This is a genomic window from Streptomyces sp. NBC_01520 (genome assembly GCF_045040375.1).
Classification (GTDB): Bacteria; Actinomycetota; Actinomycetes; order Streptomycetales; family Streptomycetaceae; genus Streptomyces.
This window is the reverse complement of the sequence record NZ_CP109404.1, coordinates 1,579,519-1,594,147: the sequence shown is the minus strand read 5'-3', so window position 1 is coordinate 1,594,147 and position 14,629 is coordinate 1,579,519. Positions and strand designations below refer to the sequence as shown.

The following is a 14,629-nucleotide window of genomic DNA, read 5'->3' as shown; positions in this document are numbered from 1 at the left end:
TACTGGCCACGGCACCGGGGGGCGGAAGCCTGTGGACAACCTGACAGTCGGCCGCCGGGCCTGCCGGATCCCGGGACCCCGCGCTAGAGTCCGGGACACAGGGACGTTACTGATCGGTAGAGGGAGCGTGGCCATGCGGCTCGGCATCAATCTCGGTTACTGGGGTGCGGGTATGGACGGCGACAACCTCGCCGTCGCCCAGGAGGCCGACCGGCTCGGCTACGACGTCTGCTGGGCCGCCGAGGCCTACGGATCCGACGTGCCGACGGTGCTCGCCTGGGTGGCGGCGCAGACCGAGTCCATCGACGTCGGCTCCGCCATCATGCAGATCCCGGCCCGCCAGCCCGCCATGACGGCGATGACCGCCGCCACCCTCGACTCGCTCTCCGGCGGCCGCTTCCGCCTCGGCCTCGGCGTGTCCGGACCCCAGGTCTCCGAAGGCTGGTACGGCGTCAGGTTCGACAAGCCGCTGGCCCGCACCCGGGAGTACGTCGAGATCGTGCGCAAGGCGATGTCCCGGGAGCGCCTGTCCTACGACGGCGACCACTGGACGCTGCCGCTCCCGGACGGTCCCGGCAAGCCCATCAAGCTGACCGTCCACCCGCAGCGCGAGCACATCCCGCTCTACATCGCCGCGATCGGCCCGAAGAACCTGGAGCAGACCGGCGAGATCGCCGACGGGGCCCTGCTGATCTTCCCGTCCGCCGAGCACCTGGAGGACACCGCGGTGAAGCACCTGCGGGCCGGGCGCGAGAAGGCCGGGAAGACGATGGAGGGCTTCGACGTCTGCCCGACCCTGCCGCTCGCGATCGGCGACGACGTCAACGGCCTCGCCGACATGTTCCGCCCCTACACCGCGCTGTACGTCGGTGGCATGGGCAGCCGCAAGCAGAACTTCTACAACCAGCTCGCCCAGCGCATGGGCTACGAGAAGGAAGCGGCCGAGATCCAGGACAAGTACCTGTCCGGGGACAAGAGCGGCGCCGCCGCCGCCGTACCGCACCGGCTCATCGACCAGACCACGCTGCTCGGTTCGGTGGAGCGGATCGCCGAGCGGATGCAGGCGTACGCGGCCGCCGGTGTCACCACCCTGACCCTCGCCCCGGCGGGCTTCACGCTCGACGAGCGGCTCGCCGCCCTGCGCGCCGGTACGGACGCCCTGGAGCGCTCCGGCCTGGCCGCGTAACAAGCACTACGGCCGTGGTGGGGGCTCGGGGGTCCACCCCGCCACGGCCGTCACACGGAACAACGCGCCGCGCGCCCGCCGGTTACGCCCGGTACCCCGCCCGGCCCCGTTCGTGTTGCCTACCGCCCCGTACCGAATTTGACTGTGCCTCTGCGGACACCGGTGCGAAAGGTGGCAGTGATGCTGTCGGCAAAGAGTTTGTTCCAGGAGATCCTCGACAACGACGAGTCCTTCCGGCTGTTCTGCTCCATCGCCGCGGGCGGGGAGTCCCAGGGCGGCTGGGAGAACGGCCGTATCGCCGCCCTCGTCCCCGCCGGCCTGCGCGACCTGGCCCCCAAGGCCGCCCGCCATGGAGCCGACGAGGACAAGCACGGGCGGATCTTCAACGCCCTGCTGAAGCAGCGCGGGCTGCGGCCGGTCGCGGTGCCCTACGAGACGGACTACACGCTGCTCCTGGAGCGCTACGGCATCGGCCTCGCCCACGACCGCCTCAACCGCGAGGAACCGCTCACCGAGCGGGACATCATCGTGTACCTGGCCCACAGCCGCGTCACCGAACAGCGGGCTTCCGAGCAGATGCGGCTCCTGCTCAGGTACTTCGCCGACGACCCCACCCTCGGCCGCGCGGTGAAGATGATCTCGCGCGACGAGGACAACCACCTCGCGTACTGCCACGAGGAACTGCTCCGCTTCGCCCGGGCCGGGCACGGCAGGACGATCCAGTCCGTCCTGCGCGAGTGCGCCCGTGCCGAGATCCGGGTCTACCGCGACGTCAGCCTCGCCGTGATGAGCCACATGGGCCGGGTGCTGGGCTGGCCCCGCCCCAAGGCGGCCGTGCTTGCGGCGGGCATCCACGCGATGTACGCCTACGAGCGGCTGGCCGGATGGCGGCGCATGGTGAGCCTCGCACCGCCCGCGCGGCGCAACGCCCTCGGCACCCCCGCCGAGGCCGAGGCGGAGTTCGCCTGACGCTCCTGGACCCCGGGCTCCTGGACCCCGGGCTCCCGGGGTCCGGGGCCGCCGGGGTCGGGTCACATCCAGCCGCGGCGTTTGAACAGGCGGTACAGGCCGAAGACCGCGCAGCCCATCAGCGCGACCACCACCGGATACGTCCACACCCAGTGCAGCTCGGGCATGTGCTCGAAGTTCATGCCGTAGACGCCGGCCACCATGGTCGGTACGGCGGCCATCGCGGCCCACGCCGAGATCTTCCGCATGTCGTCGTTCTGCCGCACCCCCATCTGCGCCAGATGTGCCGCCAGGATGTCCGAGAGGAGCCGGTCCAGGCCCTCCACATGCTCGTTGGCGCGGATCAGGTGATCGTTCACGTCCCGGAAGAACGGTTGCGAGTGCTTGTCGACGAACGGGACGCCCGCGCTCGCTAGCCGGGCCATCGGCGCGCTCAGCGGACCCGTCGCCCGGCGGAACTCCAGCACCTGCCGCTTGAACGTGTAGATGCGCGCGGCGGTGTTCTTGGAGTCGCCGGATCCACTGGGCGCGAACACCTGGGCCTCCAGCTCCTCCAGGTCGGCCTGGAGCTCGGCCGCGACCTCGATGTAGTGGTCCACCGCCGCGTCGCTGACCGCGTACAGCACCGACGTGGGGCCGTGCCTGAGCACCTCGGGCTCGGCCTCCAGACGGCGGCGTACCGCCGCGAGGGGCGCGCCCTCGCCGTGCCGGACCGTCACCACGAAGGAGTCGCCTATGAAGATCATCAGCTCGTCGGTGCTGACCCTGTCGCTCTCCTGCTCGTAGACCACCGGCTTGACGACCACGAACAGCGAGTCGTCGTAGATCTCCAGCTTCGGCCGCTGGTGCGCGCGCAGCGCGTCCTCGACGGCCAGCGGATGGAGCCCGAACTCGCTGCTGACCAGGTCGAATTCCTTCTCCGTGGGCTCGTGCAGACCGATCCAGACGAATCCGTCGCCGGCGGCCCGCGCCTCGTCGAGGGCGTCGGAGAAGTCGGCGGGGCCGTCCGTCCGGCGCCCGTCCCGGTAAATGCCACAGTCCACGATCACGCGCGCATTCTTCCCTGCCCCGGCCCTGCGTGCACCTGCGCCGTGCCCTCTACGCTGGCGGGTATGCCCACGCTCATCCTCGTACGCCACGGACGCTCGACCGCCAACACCTCCGGAGTGCTCGCGGGGCGGACCCCCGGGGTCGCCCTCGACGAGCGCGGCGCCGGACAGGCCGCCGCGCTGCCCGGACGGCTGGCCGCCCTCACCCTCGTCGCAGCCGTCAGCAGCCCTCTGCAACGCTGCCGCGAGACGCTCCGGCCGCTGCTCGACGCCCGGCCCGGCCTCCCGCTGCACACCGAGGAACGCATCAGCGAATGCGACTACGGGGACTGGTCGGGGCGCAAGCTCGCGGAACTCTCCGACGAACCGCTGATGTCCGTCGTGCAGCAGCACCCCTCGGCCGCGGCCTTCCCCGGCGGTGAGTCCATGCGGGCCATGCAGGCCCGGGCCGTCGACGCCGTACGGGACTGGAACGCCCGGATCGAGGAGGACCACGGGGACGACGCCACCTATCTGATGTGCTCGCACGGCGACATCATCAAGGCGCTCGTCGCCGACGCCCTCGGCATGCACCTCGACCTCTTCCAGCGCGTCCACGTGGACCCCTGCTCGGTCACCGCGATCCGTTACACGCGGCTGCGCCCGTTCCTCCTCCGCCTCGGCGACACCGGCGACTTCGCGTCGCTGGCCCCGCGTGAACAGGCCGTCGGGGCCGACGCGACAGGGGACGCGGCAACGGATGCGGCCGTCGGGGGCGGCGCTGGGGCACCGTGATCGCTCCGCGCAGTAGGGTGGACGCGCCGTAGAGGCCCTGCGGGGACATCCCCCGGGGCCCCGGCAGCCCTCCATCCGCCCCCACATTCTCAAGGGAGACAGGACGTGTCCCGTCAGGTGTTCCTCTACGACCCCCCGGACCGTTTCGTGGCCGGTACGGTCGGGCTGCCTGGCCGCCGTACGTTTTTCCTGCAGGCATCCTCGCGGGGACGGGTCACGAGCGTGGCCCTGGAGAAGACCCAGGTGGCCGCGTTGGCCGAACGGATCGACGAACTCCTCGACGAGGTCGTCCGGCGGACCGGCGGCAACTCACCGGTGCCCGCCGTCGCACCCATGGACGTCACCGACACCGCCCCGCTCGACGCCCCCGTCGAGGAGGAGTTCAGGGTCGGCACGATGGCTCTCGCCTGGGACGGCGAGGAGCAGCGCATGATCGTCGAGGCGCAGGCCCTCGTCGAGCTGGACGCCGACTCCGACGACGATCTCGCGGAGGCCGAGGAACGGCTCCTGCAGGACGAGGAGAACGGCCCGCCGATGCTGCGCGTCCGGCTGAGCGGCGCCCAGGCCAGGGCGTTCGCCAAGCGCGCCCTGGACGTCGTGAACGCCGGCCGGCCGCCGTGCCCGCTGTGCAGCCTGCCCCTCGACCCGGAAGGACACGTATGCCCGCGCCAGAACGGATACCGTCGCGGGGCCTGACGGAGGCCGGACTGCGCACCCTGCTCGCCGAGGGGGAGCTCACGGTCCTCGGACAGGTACGGGGCGCGTCGAACGCGGTGCTCTACTGCACGGTCGCGTACGAGGGCGAGGAACGCCCCTGCGTCTACAAGCCGGTCGCCGGGGAGCAGCCGCTCTGGGACTTCCCGGACGGCACACTCGCCCAGCGCGAGGTGGCGGCGTACGAGATCTCCGAGGCCACCGGGTGGGGGCTCGTGCCGCCCACGGTGCTGCGGGAGGGCCCCTACGGCCGGGGGATGTGCCAGCTGTGGATCGAGGCCGAGCCCGATGCCGAGGACACCGAGGCGCCCGCGCACGGGCTGCCGCCGCTGCTCGCGCTCGTCGAGGACGAGCAGCCGGGGGACGGCTGGAAGGCCGTCGGGTTCGCCGAGGTGGGGGAGGGGAAGACCGCCCTGCTGGTGCACGCCGACGACTCGCGTCTGCGCAGGCTCGCGGTCCTGGACGCGGTGATCAACAACGGCGACCGCAAGGGCGGGCACCTGCTGCCCGCACCGGGCGGCCGGCTCTACGGCATCGATCACGGGGTGACCTTCAACGCGGACGACAAGCTGCGGACCCTGCTGTGGGGCTGGGCGGGCGAACCGCTGACCCCGGAGGCCGTGGAGGTGCTCGGCCGGCTGTCCGCCGGTCTGGAGCCGGGTACGGCGCTCGCCACCCGGCTGGCGGAACTGATCACGACGGCGGAGCTCGACGCGCTGCGGGGACGGGTCGCCGGGCTGCGGGAGGCCGGGCGGCATCCGCAGCCGAGCGGGGAGTGGCCGGCCATTCCGTGGCCCCCGGTGTGAATCACACCTCTTGACCCCGGGGTCAAGAGGTGTGATTCACACCGGGGGCCACGGGGACGGGCGGGCCGTAGAGGAAGGGCGGCGACCACGCAAGACCGCCTCTTCGGCCATGATCTCCGGTCCGGTTCGTATCCGGAAGCATCATCCGGTTACGCTCATGACATGCATGCCTGGCCCGCTTCTGAGGTCCCCGCCCTGCCTGGCAAGGGCCGCGACCTTCGGATCCACGACACCGCGACCGGCGGACGGATCACCCTTGACCCCGGTCCCGTCGCCCGCATCTACGTCTGCGGCATCACGCCGTACGACGCGACCCATATGGGTCATGCGGCGACCTACAACGCGTTCGACCTCGTTCAGCGCGTGTGGCTCGACACCAAGCGGCAGGTTCACTACGTCCAGAACGTGACCGACGTGGATGATCCGCTGCTGGAGCGGGCCGTGCGCGACGGTGAGGACTGGACCGAGCTCGCGGAACGCGAGACGGCACTCTTCCGGGAGGACATGACCGCCCTGCGCATGCTCCCGCCCCGGCACTACATCGGGGCGGTGGAGGCGATACCCGGCATCGTCCCGCTCGTCGAACGACTCCGGGACGCGGGCGCGGCCTACGAGCTCGACGGGGACGTGTACTTCTCCGTCGAGTCCGACCCGCACTTCGGCGAGGTCTCCGGCCTCGACGCCGATGCCATGCGGCTGCTCTCCGCCGAACGCGGCGGCGACCCGGAGCGCCCCGGCAAGAAGAACCCGCTCGACCCGATGCTCTGGATGGCAGCCCGTGAGGGCGAGCCGAGCTGGGACGGCGCCACCCTCGGTCCCGGCCGCCCCGGCTGGCACATCGAGTGCGTGGCCATCGCACTCGACCACCTCGGTATGGGCTTCGACGTCCAGGGAGGCGGCTCCGACCTCGCCTTCCCGCACCACGAGATGGGCGCCTCGCACGCCCACGCGCTGACCGGCGAGCACCCGTTCGCCCGTGCCTACGTGCACGCCGGCATGGTCGGCCTCAACGGCGAGAAGATGTCCAAGTCGAAGGGCAACCTCGTCTTCGTCTCGGCACTGCGCCGGGACGACGTGGACCCCGCGGCGATCAGGCTCGCGCTGCTCTCGCACCACTACCGGTCCGACTGGGAGTGGACCGACCAGGTGCTCGCCGACGCGGTCGAGCGCCTCGCACGGTGGCGTGCCGCCGTCTCCCGGCCCGACGGACTCCCCGCGGACGCCCTGGTCGAGGAGGTGCGGGAGGCCCTGGCCGACGACCTGGACACCCCGGCCGCCCTCGCCGCCGTGGACCGCTGGGCCGCGGCGCAGACCGCCGACGGCGGTACGGACGAGGGCGCGCCCGGCCTCGTCTCACGCACCGTCGACGCCCTGCTCGGTGTCGCCCTCTAGCCCGTATCCACCCCGTACGCGCGAACCGGCCCCGGACTTCACCATGGAGTCCGGGGCCGGTCCGTGTGTCCGTTGCCGACGTGGGCGTCAGTCCTCGGACGGGTTCTCGTCCGGCCCGGCGGGCGGTTCCTCGGGCGGTTCCCCGTCCTTCGGCCGGGGCGTCCCGGGCCGTTCCGCCTCCGGCCGCTGCGGCTTCGGCGGTCTCGTACGGCCGCTCGACGTGTCCCGCAGATAGGGCACCTCGCCGCTCTCCGTGGCGTGGCCGCCGGGCGGCTGGCCCGGACCTCCGACGTCACGGCGCCTGAGATACCGCTCGAACTCCCGGGCGATGGCCTCGCCGGACGCCTCGGGCAGTTCGGCGGTGTCCCGCGCCTCCTCCAGCGTCTGCACGTACTCCGCGACCTCGCTGTCCTCGGCCGCCAGCTGATCCACGCCGAGCTGCCACGCGCGGGCGTCCTCGGGCAGCTCGCCCAGCGGGATCCGCAGCCCGAGCAGATCCTCGAGACGGTTCAGCAGGGCCAGCGTCGCCTTCGGATTCGGCGGCTGCGACACGTAGTGCGGCACCGCCGCCCACAGGCTCACCGCGGGAACCCCCGCATGCGTACAGGCCTCCTGGAGGATGCCGACGATGCCCGTCGGGCCCTCGTACCTGGTCTCCTCCAGATCCATCGTTCTGGCCAGATCGGGATCCGAGGTCACTCCGCTCACCGGCACCGGCCGGGTGTGCGGGGTGTCGCCCAGCAGCGCCCCCAGGATGACGACCATCTCGACGCCCAGCTCATGGGCGAAGCCCAGGATCTCGTTGCAGAACGAGCGCCAGCGCATGGAGGGTTCGATGCCCCGGACCAGCACCAGGTCACGGGGCTTCTCCCCGCCGATACGGACCACGGAGAGTCGCGTGGTGGGCCACGTGATCTTGCGTACCCCACCGTCCAGCCACACCGTGGGACGATTGACCTGGAAGTCGTAGTAGTCCTCGGCGTCGAGCGCCGCGAACACCTCGCCCTTCCATTCCCGGTCCAGATGTCCGACCGCTGTGGAGGCGGCGTCACCGGCGTCGTTCCAGCCTTCGAACGCGGCCACCATGACCGGGTCGATCAGCTCGGGTACCCCCTCGAGCTCGATCACCCAGGCCTCCTTCCGAAGTTCCCTTGTGTACGGACCAACCTTACGGCTTCCGTCCTACCCGGCCGCAGCCCGTTTGCATGCATGGGCGAAGCATGCCGATCCTTGATTCATCCGAGCTGTACCGGTCCGGAAGTGATCGAATTTCCGCCAGACCCTGGACGGCCGGCAGTGTCCGGGGCTATACATCGGATGACCAAGCAGAGGTCCGATGTTATTCCCCTGGGGGCGCACATGAGTCAGACCGTCACGGAGTTCGAGGTTCACGACATCCGCTTTCCCACCTCGGAACAGCTCGACGGCTCGGACGCCATGAACACCGACCCCGACTACTCGGCCGCCTACGTCGTCCTGCGTACGGACGGTGCCGGTGGCGAAGGGCACGGTTTCTGCTTCACCATCGGCCGGGGCAACGACGTCATGGCCGCCGCCATCGAGACGCTCCGCACCCATGTGGTCGGGCGCCCCGCACCGCGTGACGCCGCCGGTCTCGGCGCCCTGTACCGCGAACTCACGCACGACTCCCAACTGCGCTGGCTGGGGCCCGAGAAGGGCGTGATGCACATGGCGGCCGGCGCGGTCGTCAACGCCGCCTGGGACCTCGCGGCCAAGCTGGCGGGGCAGCCCGTCTGGCAGTTCCTCGCCGGGATGACGCCACGGGAGCTCGTCTCCCTCGTCGACTTCCGCTACCTCACGGACGCGCTCACCCCCCAGGAGGCCCTCGCCCTGCTCCAGGCCGCCGAGCCGGGCCGCGCGGAGCGCACCGAACGGCTGCTCGCCGAGGGCTACCCCGCCTACACGACCTCCCCCGGCTGGCTCGGTTACGACGACGGCAAACTCGTACGTCTGGCCAAGGAGGCGGTCGCGGACGGCTTCACGCAGATCAAGCTCAAGGTCGGCGCCGACCTGGACGACGACATCCGCAGACTCGCACTCGCCCGCACCGCTGTCGGCCCCGGCATCCGCATCGCCGTCGACGCCAACCAGCGCTGGGACGTGGCCGGCGCGGTGGAGTGGATGCGCGCCCTCGCGCCCTACGACCCGTACTGGATCGAGGAACCGACCAGCCCCGACGACGTGCTCGGGCACGCCGCCGTGCGGGCGGGGCAGCCCGTCAAGGTCGCCACCGGCGAGCACGTCGCCAACCGGGTCGTGTTCAAGCAACTGCTCCAGGCCGGTGCGGTCGACTTCGTCCAGATCGACGCCGCCCGGGTCGCGGGCGTCAACGAGAACCTGGCGATCCTGCTGCTGGCTGCCAAGTACGGCGTCCCCGTCTGCCCGCACGCCGGAGGCGTCGGACTGTGCGAACTGGTGCAGCACCTCTCGATGTTCGACTACGTCGCGGTCTCCGGCAGCCGGGAGGACCGGGTCATCGAGTACGTCGACCACCTCCACGAGCACTTCGCCGACCCGGCCGTCATCGAGGACGGCCACTACGTCACACCCCGCACACCCGGCTTCTCCGCCCGCATGCTCCCGGACTCGATCGCCGCCCACATCTATCCGCAGGGCCCCGTATGGCAGGCCCGCCTCCACGCCGAGGAGACCGCCCGATGACCGGTACACAGGACTTCGACGGGCTGTCCGCCCTGGTGACGGGCGGCGCGTCCGGCATCGGGGCCGCCGTGGCGGCACTGCTGCTCGGCCGCGGGGCACGCGTCGCCGTGCTCGACCGCGAGACGCAGGGAGCCCCCGCCGGGGTGCTCGCGATCGAGGCCGACGTGACGGACGACGCCGCCGTACGGAACGCCGTCGACCTGGCCGCCGTCGAACTGGGCGGCCTGCACACCCTCGTGTCCAACGCCGGGACCGGTTCCGTCGGCACCGTCGAGGACAACGCCGACGAGGAGTGGACCCGCGTCCTGGACGTCAACGTCCTCGGCATGGTCCGCGCCGCCCGCCACGCCCTGCCCCATCTGCGCCGTGCCGCGCCCGGGCGCCCCGGCGCCGTGTCGATCACCCAGACCTGCTCCATCGCCGCCACCGCGGGACTGCCGCAGCGCGCCCTCTACAGCGCGAGCAAGGGCGCGGTGCTCTCGCTGACCCTCGCCATGGCCGCCGACCACGTCCGCGAGGGCATCCGCGTCAACTGCGTCAACCCCGGCACCGCCGACACCCCGTGGATCGGCCGGCTGCTCGGACAGGCCGAGGACCCGGCCGCGGAACGCGCCGCCCTCGACGCCCGCCAGCCGCTGGGACGGCTGGTCTCCGCCGACGAGGTCGCCGCCGCCGTCGTCTATCTGGCGAGCCCGGCGGCCGCGTCCGTCACCGGCACCGCGCTCGCGGTCGACGGCGGGATGCAGGGCCTGCGGCTGCGCCCCGCCCGCTGACCCGCGGCGGCGGACATCCCGCTGCCGGCCCGTGCCTGCCGACCCGACCCGCGGCGGCGGACACCCCGCCGCCGGCCCGTGCCCGCTGACCCGCGGCGGCGGACATCCCGCTGCCGGCCCGTGCCCGCTGACCCGCGGCGGCGGACATCCCGCCGCCGGCCCGTGCCCGCTGACCCGCGGCGGCGGACATCCCGCCGCCGGCCCGTGCCTGCCGGCCCGTGTGCGTCGGCCTGTGCGCTCGGCCCGTGCCCGTCACAGGGTCGAGCGCAGCCACTGCTCCACGCTCGCCACATGCACCGTCGCCCAGGACCGGGCCGCCTCCGCGTCCCGGTCCCGCAGGGCGGCGAGGATCGCCCGGTGTTCGCGCAGCGTCCGGCTCACCGCGTCCTCCTGGGTCAGCCCGCGCCAGACCCTGGCCCGGGTGGTCGGCCCGGACAGGCCGTCCAGCAGCGAGCACAGGACCGAATTGCCGGAGGACCGGACGATCCCGCGGTGGAACTCCAGATCGCAGGCGACCAGTTCCTCCACCGACGGGGCGTCGCCCAGCGCGTCCAGCTGCGCGTCCAGCACGTCCAGCTGCGCCTCCTCGATGCGGAGCGCGGCCATCGCCGTGGCGGCGGGCTCCAGGATCCGGCGCACCGCGAGGAACTCCAGCACCGTGTCGTCGCGGTGGAAGTCCACCACGAAGCTCAGCGCCTCCAGCAGGAGCTGAGGGGCGAGGCTGGTGACATAGGTGCCGTCGCCCTGGCGTACGTCGAGGATCCGGATCAGCGACAGCGCGCGCACCGCCTCGCGCAGGGAGTTGCGGGAAAGACCCAGGTCGGAGGCGAGTTCGCTCTCCTTGGGAAGTCGGTCGCCGGGCCCCAGGGCTCCCGAGACGATCATTCCCTTGATCTTCTCGATCGCTTCGTCGGTGACGGCCATGTGGGGCCTCCTCGCGCACAAGACATCCGATGTATGGGCCTCATTATGCGGCCCCGGCTCGGTGCTTCGGCCCCCAGGCCGGTCACAGGCTCCGCGCACGCTCCACGAGGAGCCGGTGCAGGTCACGCGCCGCGCGCGGGACCGAGCCCGACCTGCGGCGCTGGAGGACCAGGAGAACGGCGGCGCCCGCGTCCTGGAGCGGCCGGCACACGATCGTGCCGCAGCGCTCCAGAGGGTCGCCGCGGACACTGAAGTCGGGCAGCACGGTCGCCCCGAGCCCCTCCGCCACCATGAGCTTGCCCATCTCCGCGCCGTCCGTGGAGTACGAGAAGGCGGGGGCACGGCCGGCGAGCAGCCGGTGCACGAACCGGTGCATGACATAACCGGAGCGCATCACGATCAGCGGCTCCGCGAGGAGATCGCTCACCCGGACCGCCTCCCGGGCCGCCAGCGGACTGTCCGGGCGCATGCAGACCACGGCCCGCCCGCGCAGCAGCTCCGTCGACTGGAAGTCGGGCGGCAGATCGTCGCCCTGGAGGTAGTTGACGAGCCCGAGGTCGAAGCCGCCCTCCAGGAGCGAGCGGTGGATCTCGGCCTGCTGCGCCCCGACGACCTCGACCTGGGTCATGGGATGGCTCACCCGGAATTCGCGTACCGCCGGCACGAGCAGGGGGACCGTCGCCGCGTTGACCGTCCCGAGCCGGATCATCCGGCTGATGTGGTGCTGGTGATCGGCCGCCCGCCGCAGCCGGTCGACCGCGTCGATCACACCGATGATGTGCGGCAGCAGCTCCCGGCCCTCGTCGCTGATCTTGGCCCCGGAGCGCCGCCGGTCCAGGAGATCCACCCCGAGTTCGCGTTCGAGGTTGCGCACGGTCTCGCTCAGCGCGGGCTGGGAGAGATGGAGCTCCTCGGCGGCCCGGCGCAGCGAACCCAGCCGCGTCACGGCCTCGATGTACTCGAGCTGTTCCACGCGCACGACCACGCACCCCCGGACCGGGACAGGAATCACCGGCACGGCCGGTTGAAGGGAAACCCTATCAACGCCTCGTGATTGCCTACTCGACTGCCGGCGCCGGAGATGGCTAGTCTGACCGGCATGAAGGACCGACGGAATCTCACGCGGCGACGTCACATCGACCTCGCACGTGTGGCCAGTGCGTTCTGTTGTCGCGAAGTCTGAGGAACCCCTCCTTCGCGCGACGTCCTACGCCGTCCTGACCAGGACGGCCCCGCCCGGTTCCGGGACCCCTCCCCGCCGGTGACCCGGCATTCCTCGCCGACGCCCGTTCCGCCTCGCGCCGCCCCGGCGCCCGGTGCCGCTCCGCGCTGCTCCGTGCCGTCCGTGCGCGGTCCGTGCGCCGTTCCACGCAGTCCCGCGCCGTGGTGCGCCGTCCCGTGCCGAGGACCGCCGGCGCTCTCCGCCCCTGCCCGTCTTCCCCGACTCCGGGAGCCCTCATGTCCGTTCCACAGCCCGCCGACCCCGTGCGCTTCGCGTACTGGGTGCCCAACGTCAGCGGCGGCCTGTTCACCAGCCGGATCGAACAGCGCACCGACTGGGGCTACGACTACAACCGTGAACTGGCCGTCCTCGCCGAGAACAACGGCTTCGACCACGCGCTCAGCCAGGTCCGCTACATGGCCAGTTACGGCGCCGAGTACCAGCACGAGTCGACCTCCTTCAGCCTGGCCCTCCTGCTGGCCACCGAGCGGCTCAAGGTCATCGCAGCCGTCCACCCGGGCCTGTGGCACCCGTGCGTGCTCGCGAAACTCGGCGCGACCGCCGACCACCTGTCCAAGGGACGGTTCGCCGTCAACGTCGACAGCGGCTGGTTCAAGGACGAGTTCACCGCACTCGGCGAACCCTGGCTGGAACACGACGAACGCTACCGGCGGTCCGAGGAGTTCATCCGGGGAGACCCGGCCCGCCATGGCGCGGGCGGCCGTGGAGTTGCCGCCCTGGAAGATCTCCGGGTGCGGGCGCTCGGCGGTGTTGACTACGCGCTCCGGCCCGTCCTCAGCTCGATGGGCGCCGCTCACATCACCCAGGGCTGGTTCGTCCTGGACCGGAACATCACGGTGTCCGCCGACGGGACCCTCACCGTCCAGGGCGCCGACGCCGAGGCGCTCGGCACGACCGCGGCCGCGCCGGAGAGCCACGCACCGGTGGCCGTCCATGGCTGAGATCATCCGCGACGACGCCCAGGCACTGGAGAAGGCCGCCGAACTGGCCGCGGAATTCCGTACGGGAGCCCTCCGGCGCGACGCCGAACGCCTGCTGCCCCGCGCCGAACTGGACAGGCTCTCCGCGTCCGGCCTGCTGGCCGTGACCGTCCCCGCGGACCACGGCGGCGCGGACGTCGGCGCGGTCACCCTCGCCCGGATCTTCCGGCTGCTCGGCTCGGCCGACGCGAGCCTCGCACAGATCCCGCAGAGCCACTTCGCGTATGTCAACGTGATCCGCAGACAGGGCACACCCGAGCAACAGGCCTTCTTCTACGCCGAACTGCTGGCCGGCAAGCGCCTCGGCAACGCCCAGTCGGAGGCCGGGACCAAGCACATCCAGGACATCCGCACCCGGCTGGAACCCGCACCCGACGGCTCGTACCTGCTGACCGGGGTGAAGAACTACGCGACCGGCGCCCTCTTCGCCGACTGGATCCCCGTGCTCGCCGTCGGCCCCGGCGGGAAGCTCCACGTCGCCTACGTCCCGGCCGGCGCGCCCGGTGTCACCGTCATCGACGACTGGGACGGCATGGGCCAGCGCACCACCGCCAGCGGCACGGTGCGGCTGGAGGGCGTGCGGGTGCCCGCCGACCGGGTGTTCGCCCACCACCTGACCTTCGAAGGCCCCCAGCTGCACGGCGCGGTCGCGCAACTGCTCCACGCCGCGATCGACGCCGGCATCGCGGCCGGGGCGCTCGCCGAGGCGGCTGACTTCGTACGGACGAAGAGCCGCCCCTGGTTCGAGAGCGGGTACGACACCGCGGCCGAGGACCCGCTGATCGTCCAGCGGTTCGGCGAACTCGACCTCCGGGTACGGGCCGCCGACGCGCTCCTGGACACCGCGGCGCGTGCCGTGGACACCGCGCGGGCCACCCTGACCGACGAGACCGCCGCCGAGGCGTCCCTCGCCGTCGCCGCAGCCAAGGCGTACGCGGCGGGAGCCGCCGTCGAGGTCGCGGGAGCCCTCTTCGAGGTGGCCGGCACCCGCGCCGCCCTCGACTCGCTCAATCTGCACCGGCACTGGCGCGACGCCCGTACGCACACGCTCCACGACCCGGCCCGCTGGAAGATCCAGCACCTCGGCCGCCACGCCCTCAACGGCACCCGCCCGCCCCGCAACGGCCTGCTGTGACA

General features: G+C 71.9%; 15 protein-coding genes. 11 read left to right on the top strand and 4 right to left on the bottom strand.

The window, feature by feature from the left end:
* The first annotated feature begins 133 nt into the window (after positions 1-133).
* Together OG524_RS07235 and OG524_RS07230 are read left to right on the top strand one after the other, a co-directional pair.
* Positions 134-1,186, top strand: coding sequence for an LLM class F420-dependent oxidoreductase (locus OG524_RS07235; RefSeq protein ID WP_405391770.1), 1,053 nt, complete (start codon positions 134-136; stop codon positions 1,184-1,186).
* A 180-nt stretch (positions 1,187-1,366) separates the two neighbouring features.
* Positions 1,367-2,155 (top strand): ferritin-like domain-containing protein, encoded by a 789-nt coding sequence (locus OG524_RS07230; protein WP_405391771.1) that lies wholly within the window; start codon positions 1,367-1,369, stop codon positions 2,153-2,155.
* Positions 2,156-2,217: 62 nt separating this feature from the next.
* Here OG524_RS07230 and corA read toward each other — a convergent pair whose 3' ends face one another.
* The gene (corA, locus tag OG524_RS07225; protein WP_405391772.1) at positions 2,218-3,204 is read right to left on the bottom strand and encodes a magnesium/cobalt transporter CorA; all 987 of its coding nucleotides are present in this window, start codon (positions 3,202-3,204) and stop codon (positions 2,218-2,220) included.
* A 63-nt stretch (positions 3,205-3,267) separates the two neighbouring features.
* On the opposite strand from corA, the gene OG524_RS07220 reads away from it, so the two are divergent.
* From OG524_RS07220 to mshC, 4 genes are all read left to right on the top strand, one after another.
* The gene (locus tag OG524_RS07220) at positions 3,268-3,978 is read left to right on the top strand and encodes a histidine phosphatase family protein (RefSeq protein ID WP_405391773.1); all 711 of its coding nucleotides are present in this window, start codon (positions 3,268-3,270) and stop codon (positions 3,976-3,978) included.
* A gap of 105 nt (positions 3,979-4,083) precedes the next feature.
* A complete protein-coding gene (locus tag OG524_RS07215) occupies positions 4,084-4,674 on the top strand; it encodes a DUF3090 domain-containing protein (RefSeq protein WP_056786440.1) in 591 nt (196 codons plus the stop codon).
* The gene (locus OG524_RS07210) at positions 4,638-5,498 is read left to right on the top strand and encodes an SCO1664 family protein (RefSeq protein WP_405809529.1); all 861 of its coding nucleotides are present in this window, start codon (positions 4,638-4,640) and stop codon (positions 5,496-5,498) included. Before OG524_RS07215 ends, OG524_RS07210 begins: the two co-directional genes overlap by 37 nt.
* Positions 5,499-5,660: 162 nt before the next feature.
* Positions 5,661-6,890 (top strand): cysteine--1-D-myo-inosityl 2-amino-2-deoxy-alpha-D-glucopyranoside ligase, encoded by a 1,230-nt coding sequence (mshC, locus tag OG524_RS07205; RefSeq protein WP_405809527.1) that lies wholly within the window; start codon positions 5,661-5,663, stop codon positions 6,888-6,890.
* An 87-nt stretch (positions 6,891-6,977) separates the two neighbouring features.
* Here mshC and OG524_RS07200 read toward each other — a convergent pair whose 3' ends face one another.
* Positions 6,978-8,018, bottom strand: a complete 1,041-nt coding sequence (locus OG524_RS07200) for a PAC2 family protein (RefSeq protein ID WP_405391776.1) — start codon at positions 8,016-8,018, stop codon at positions 6,978-6,980.
* A 231-nt stretch (positions 8,019-8,249) separates the two neighbouring features.
* Between OG524_RS07200 and OG524_RS07195 the strand changes: the two genes are divergently transcribed.
* Positions 8,250-9,572, top strand: a complete 1,323-nt coding sequence (locus tag OG524_RS07195; protein WP_405391777.1) for an L-fuconate dehydratase — start codon at positions 8,250-8,252, stop codon at positions 9,570-9,572.
* On the top strand, positions 9,569-10,345 hold the full coding sequence (locus OG524_RS07190; protein ID WP_405391778.1) for an SDR family NAD(P)-dependent oxidoreductase: 777 nt from the start codon (positions 9,569-9,571) through the stop codon (positions 10,343-10,345). Before OG524_RS07195 ends, OG524_RS07190 begins: the two co-directional genes overlap by 4 nt.
* A gap of 252 nt (positions 10,346-10,597) precedes the next feature.
* On the opposite strand, the gene OG524_RS07185 is transcribed toward OG524_RS07190, so the two are convergent.
* Both OG524_RS07185 and OG524_RS07180 read right to left on the bottom strand, forming a co-directional pair.
* On the bottom strand, positions 10,598-11,269 hold the full coding sequence (locus OG524_RS07185) for a FadR/GntR family transcriptional regulator (RefSeq protein ID WP_405391779.1): 672 nt from the start codon (positions 11,267-11,269) through the stop codon (positions 10,598-10,600).
* Between the two features lie 82 nt (positions 11,270-11,351).
* The gene (locus OG524_RS07180) at positions 11,352-12,248 is read right to left on the bottom strand and encodes a LysR family transcriptional regulator (protein ID WP_405391781.1); all 897 of its coding nucleotides are present in this window, start codon (positions 12,246-12,248) and stop codon (positions 11,352-11,354) included.
* A gap of 102 nt (positions 12,249-12,350) precedes the next feature.
* Here OG524_RS07180 and OG524_RS07175 point away from each other — a divergent pair, with 102 nt between their 5' ends.
* From OG524_RS07175 to OG524_RS07165, 3 genes are all read left to right on the top strand, one after another.
* Positions 12,351-12,452 carry a putative leader peptide gene (locus OG524_RS07175; RefSeq protein ID WP_405809525.1) on the top strand — a complete coding sequence of 34 codons (102 nt, stop codon included), beginning with the start codon at positions 12,351-12,353 and terminating at the stop codon, positions 12,450-12,452.
* Positions 12,453-12,727: 275 nt separating this feature from the next.
* Entirely contained in the window at positions 12,728-13,453 is a 726-nt protein-coding gene (locus OG524_RS07170) for an LLM class flavin-dependent oxidoreductase (RefSeq protein ID WP_405809523.1), read from the top strand.
* Entirely contained in the window at positions 13,446-14,627 is a 1,182-nt protein-coding gene (locus OG524_RS07165) for an SfnB family sulfur acquisition oxidoreductase (protein WP_405809521.1), read from the top strand. The genes OG524_RS07170 and OG524_RS07165 overlap by 8 nt, the downstream gene beginning before the upstream one ends.
* Positions 14,628-14,629: the final 2 nt, after the last annotated feature.

Coding starts and splice junctions, on each gene's coding strand:
- OG524_RS07235 (WP_405391770.1), top strand. CDS start 134: ATGCGGCTCGGCATCAATCTCGGTTACTGGGGTGCGGGTATGGACGGC.
- OG524_RS07230 (WP_405391771.1), top strand. CDS start 1,367: ATGCTGTCGGCAAAGAGTTTGTTCCAGGAGATCCTCGACAACGACGAG.
- OG524_RS07220 (WP_405391773.1), top strand. CDS start 3,268: ATGCCCACGCTCATCCTCGTACGCCACGGACGCTCGACCGCCAACACC.
- OG524_RS07210 (WP_405809529.1), top strand. CDS start 4,638: ATGCCCGCGCCAGAACGGATACCGTCGCGGGGCCTGACGGAGGCCGGA.
- mshC (WP_405809527.1), top strand. CDS start 5,661: ATGCATGCCTGGCCCGCTTCTGAGGTCCCCGCCCTGCCTGGCAAGGGC.
- OG524_RS07195 (WP_405391777.1), top strand. CDS start 8,250: ATGAGTCAGACCGTCACGGAGTTCGAGGTTCACGACATCCGCTTTCCC.
- OG524_RS07190 (WP_405391778.1), top strand. CDS start 9,569: ATGACCGGTACACAGGACTTCGACGGGCTGTCCGCCCTGGTGACGGGC.
- OG524_RS07185 (WP_405391779.1), bottom strand. CDS start 11,269: ATGGCCGTCACCGACGAAGCGATCGAGAAGATCAAGGGAATGATCGTC.
- OG524_RS07175 (WP_405809525.1), top strand. CDS start 12,351: ATGGCTAGTCTGACCGGCATGAAGGACCGACGGAATCTCACGCGGCGA.
- OG524_RS07170 (WP_405809523.1), top strand. CDS start 12,728: ATGTCCGTTCCACAGCCCGCCGACCCCGTGCGCTTCGCGTACTGGGTG.
- OG524_RS07165 (WP_405809521.1), top strand. CDS start 13,446: ATGGCTGAGATCATCCGCGACGACGCCCAGGCACTGGAGAAGGCCGCC.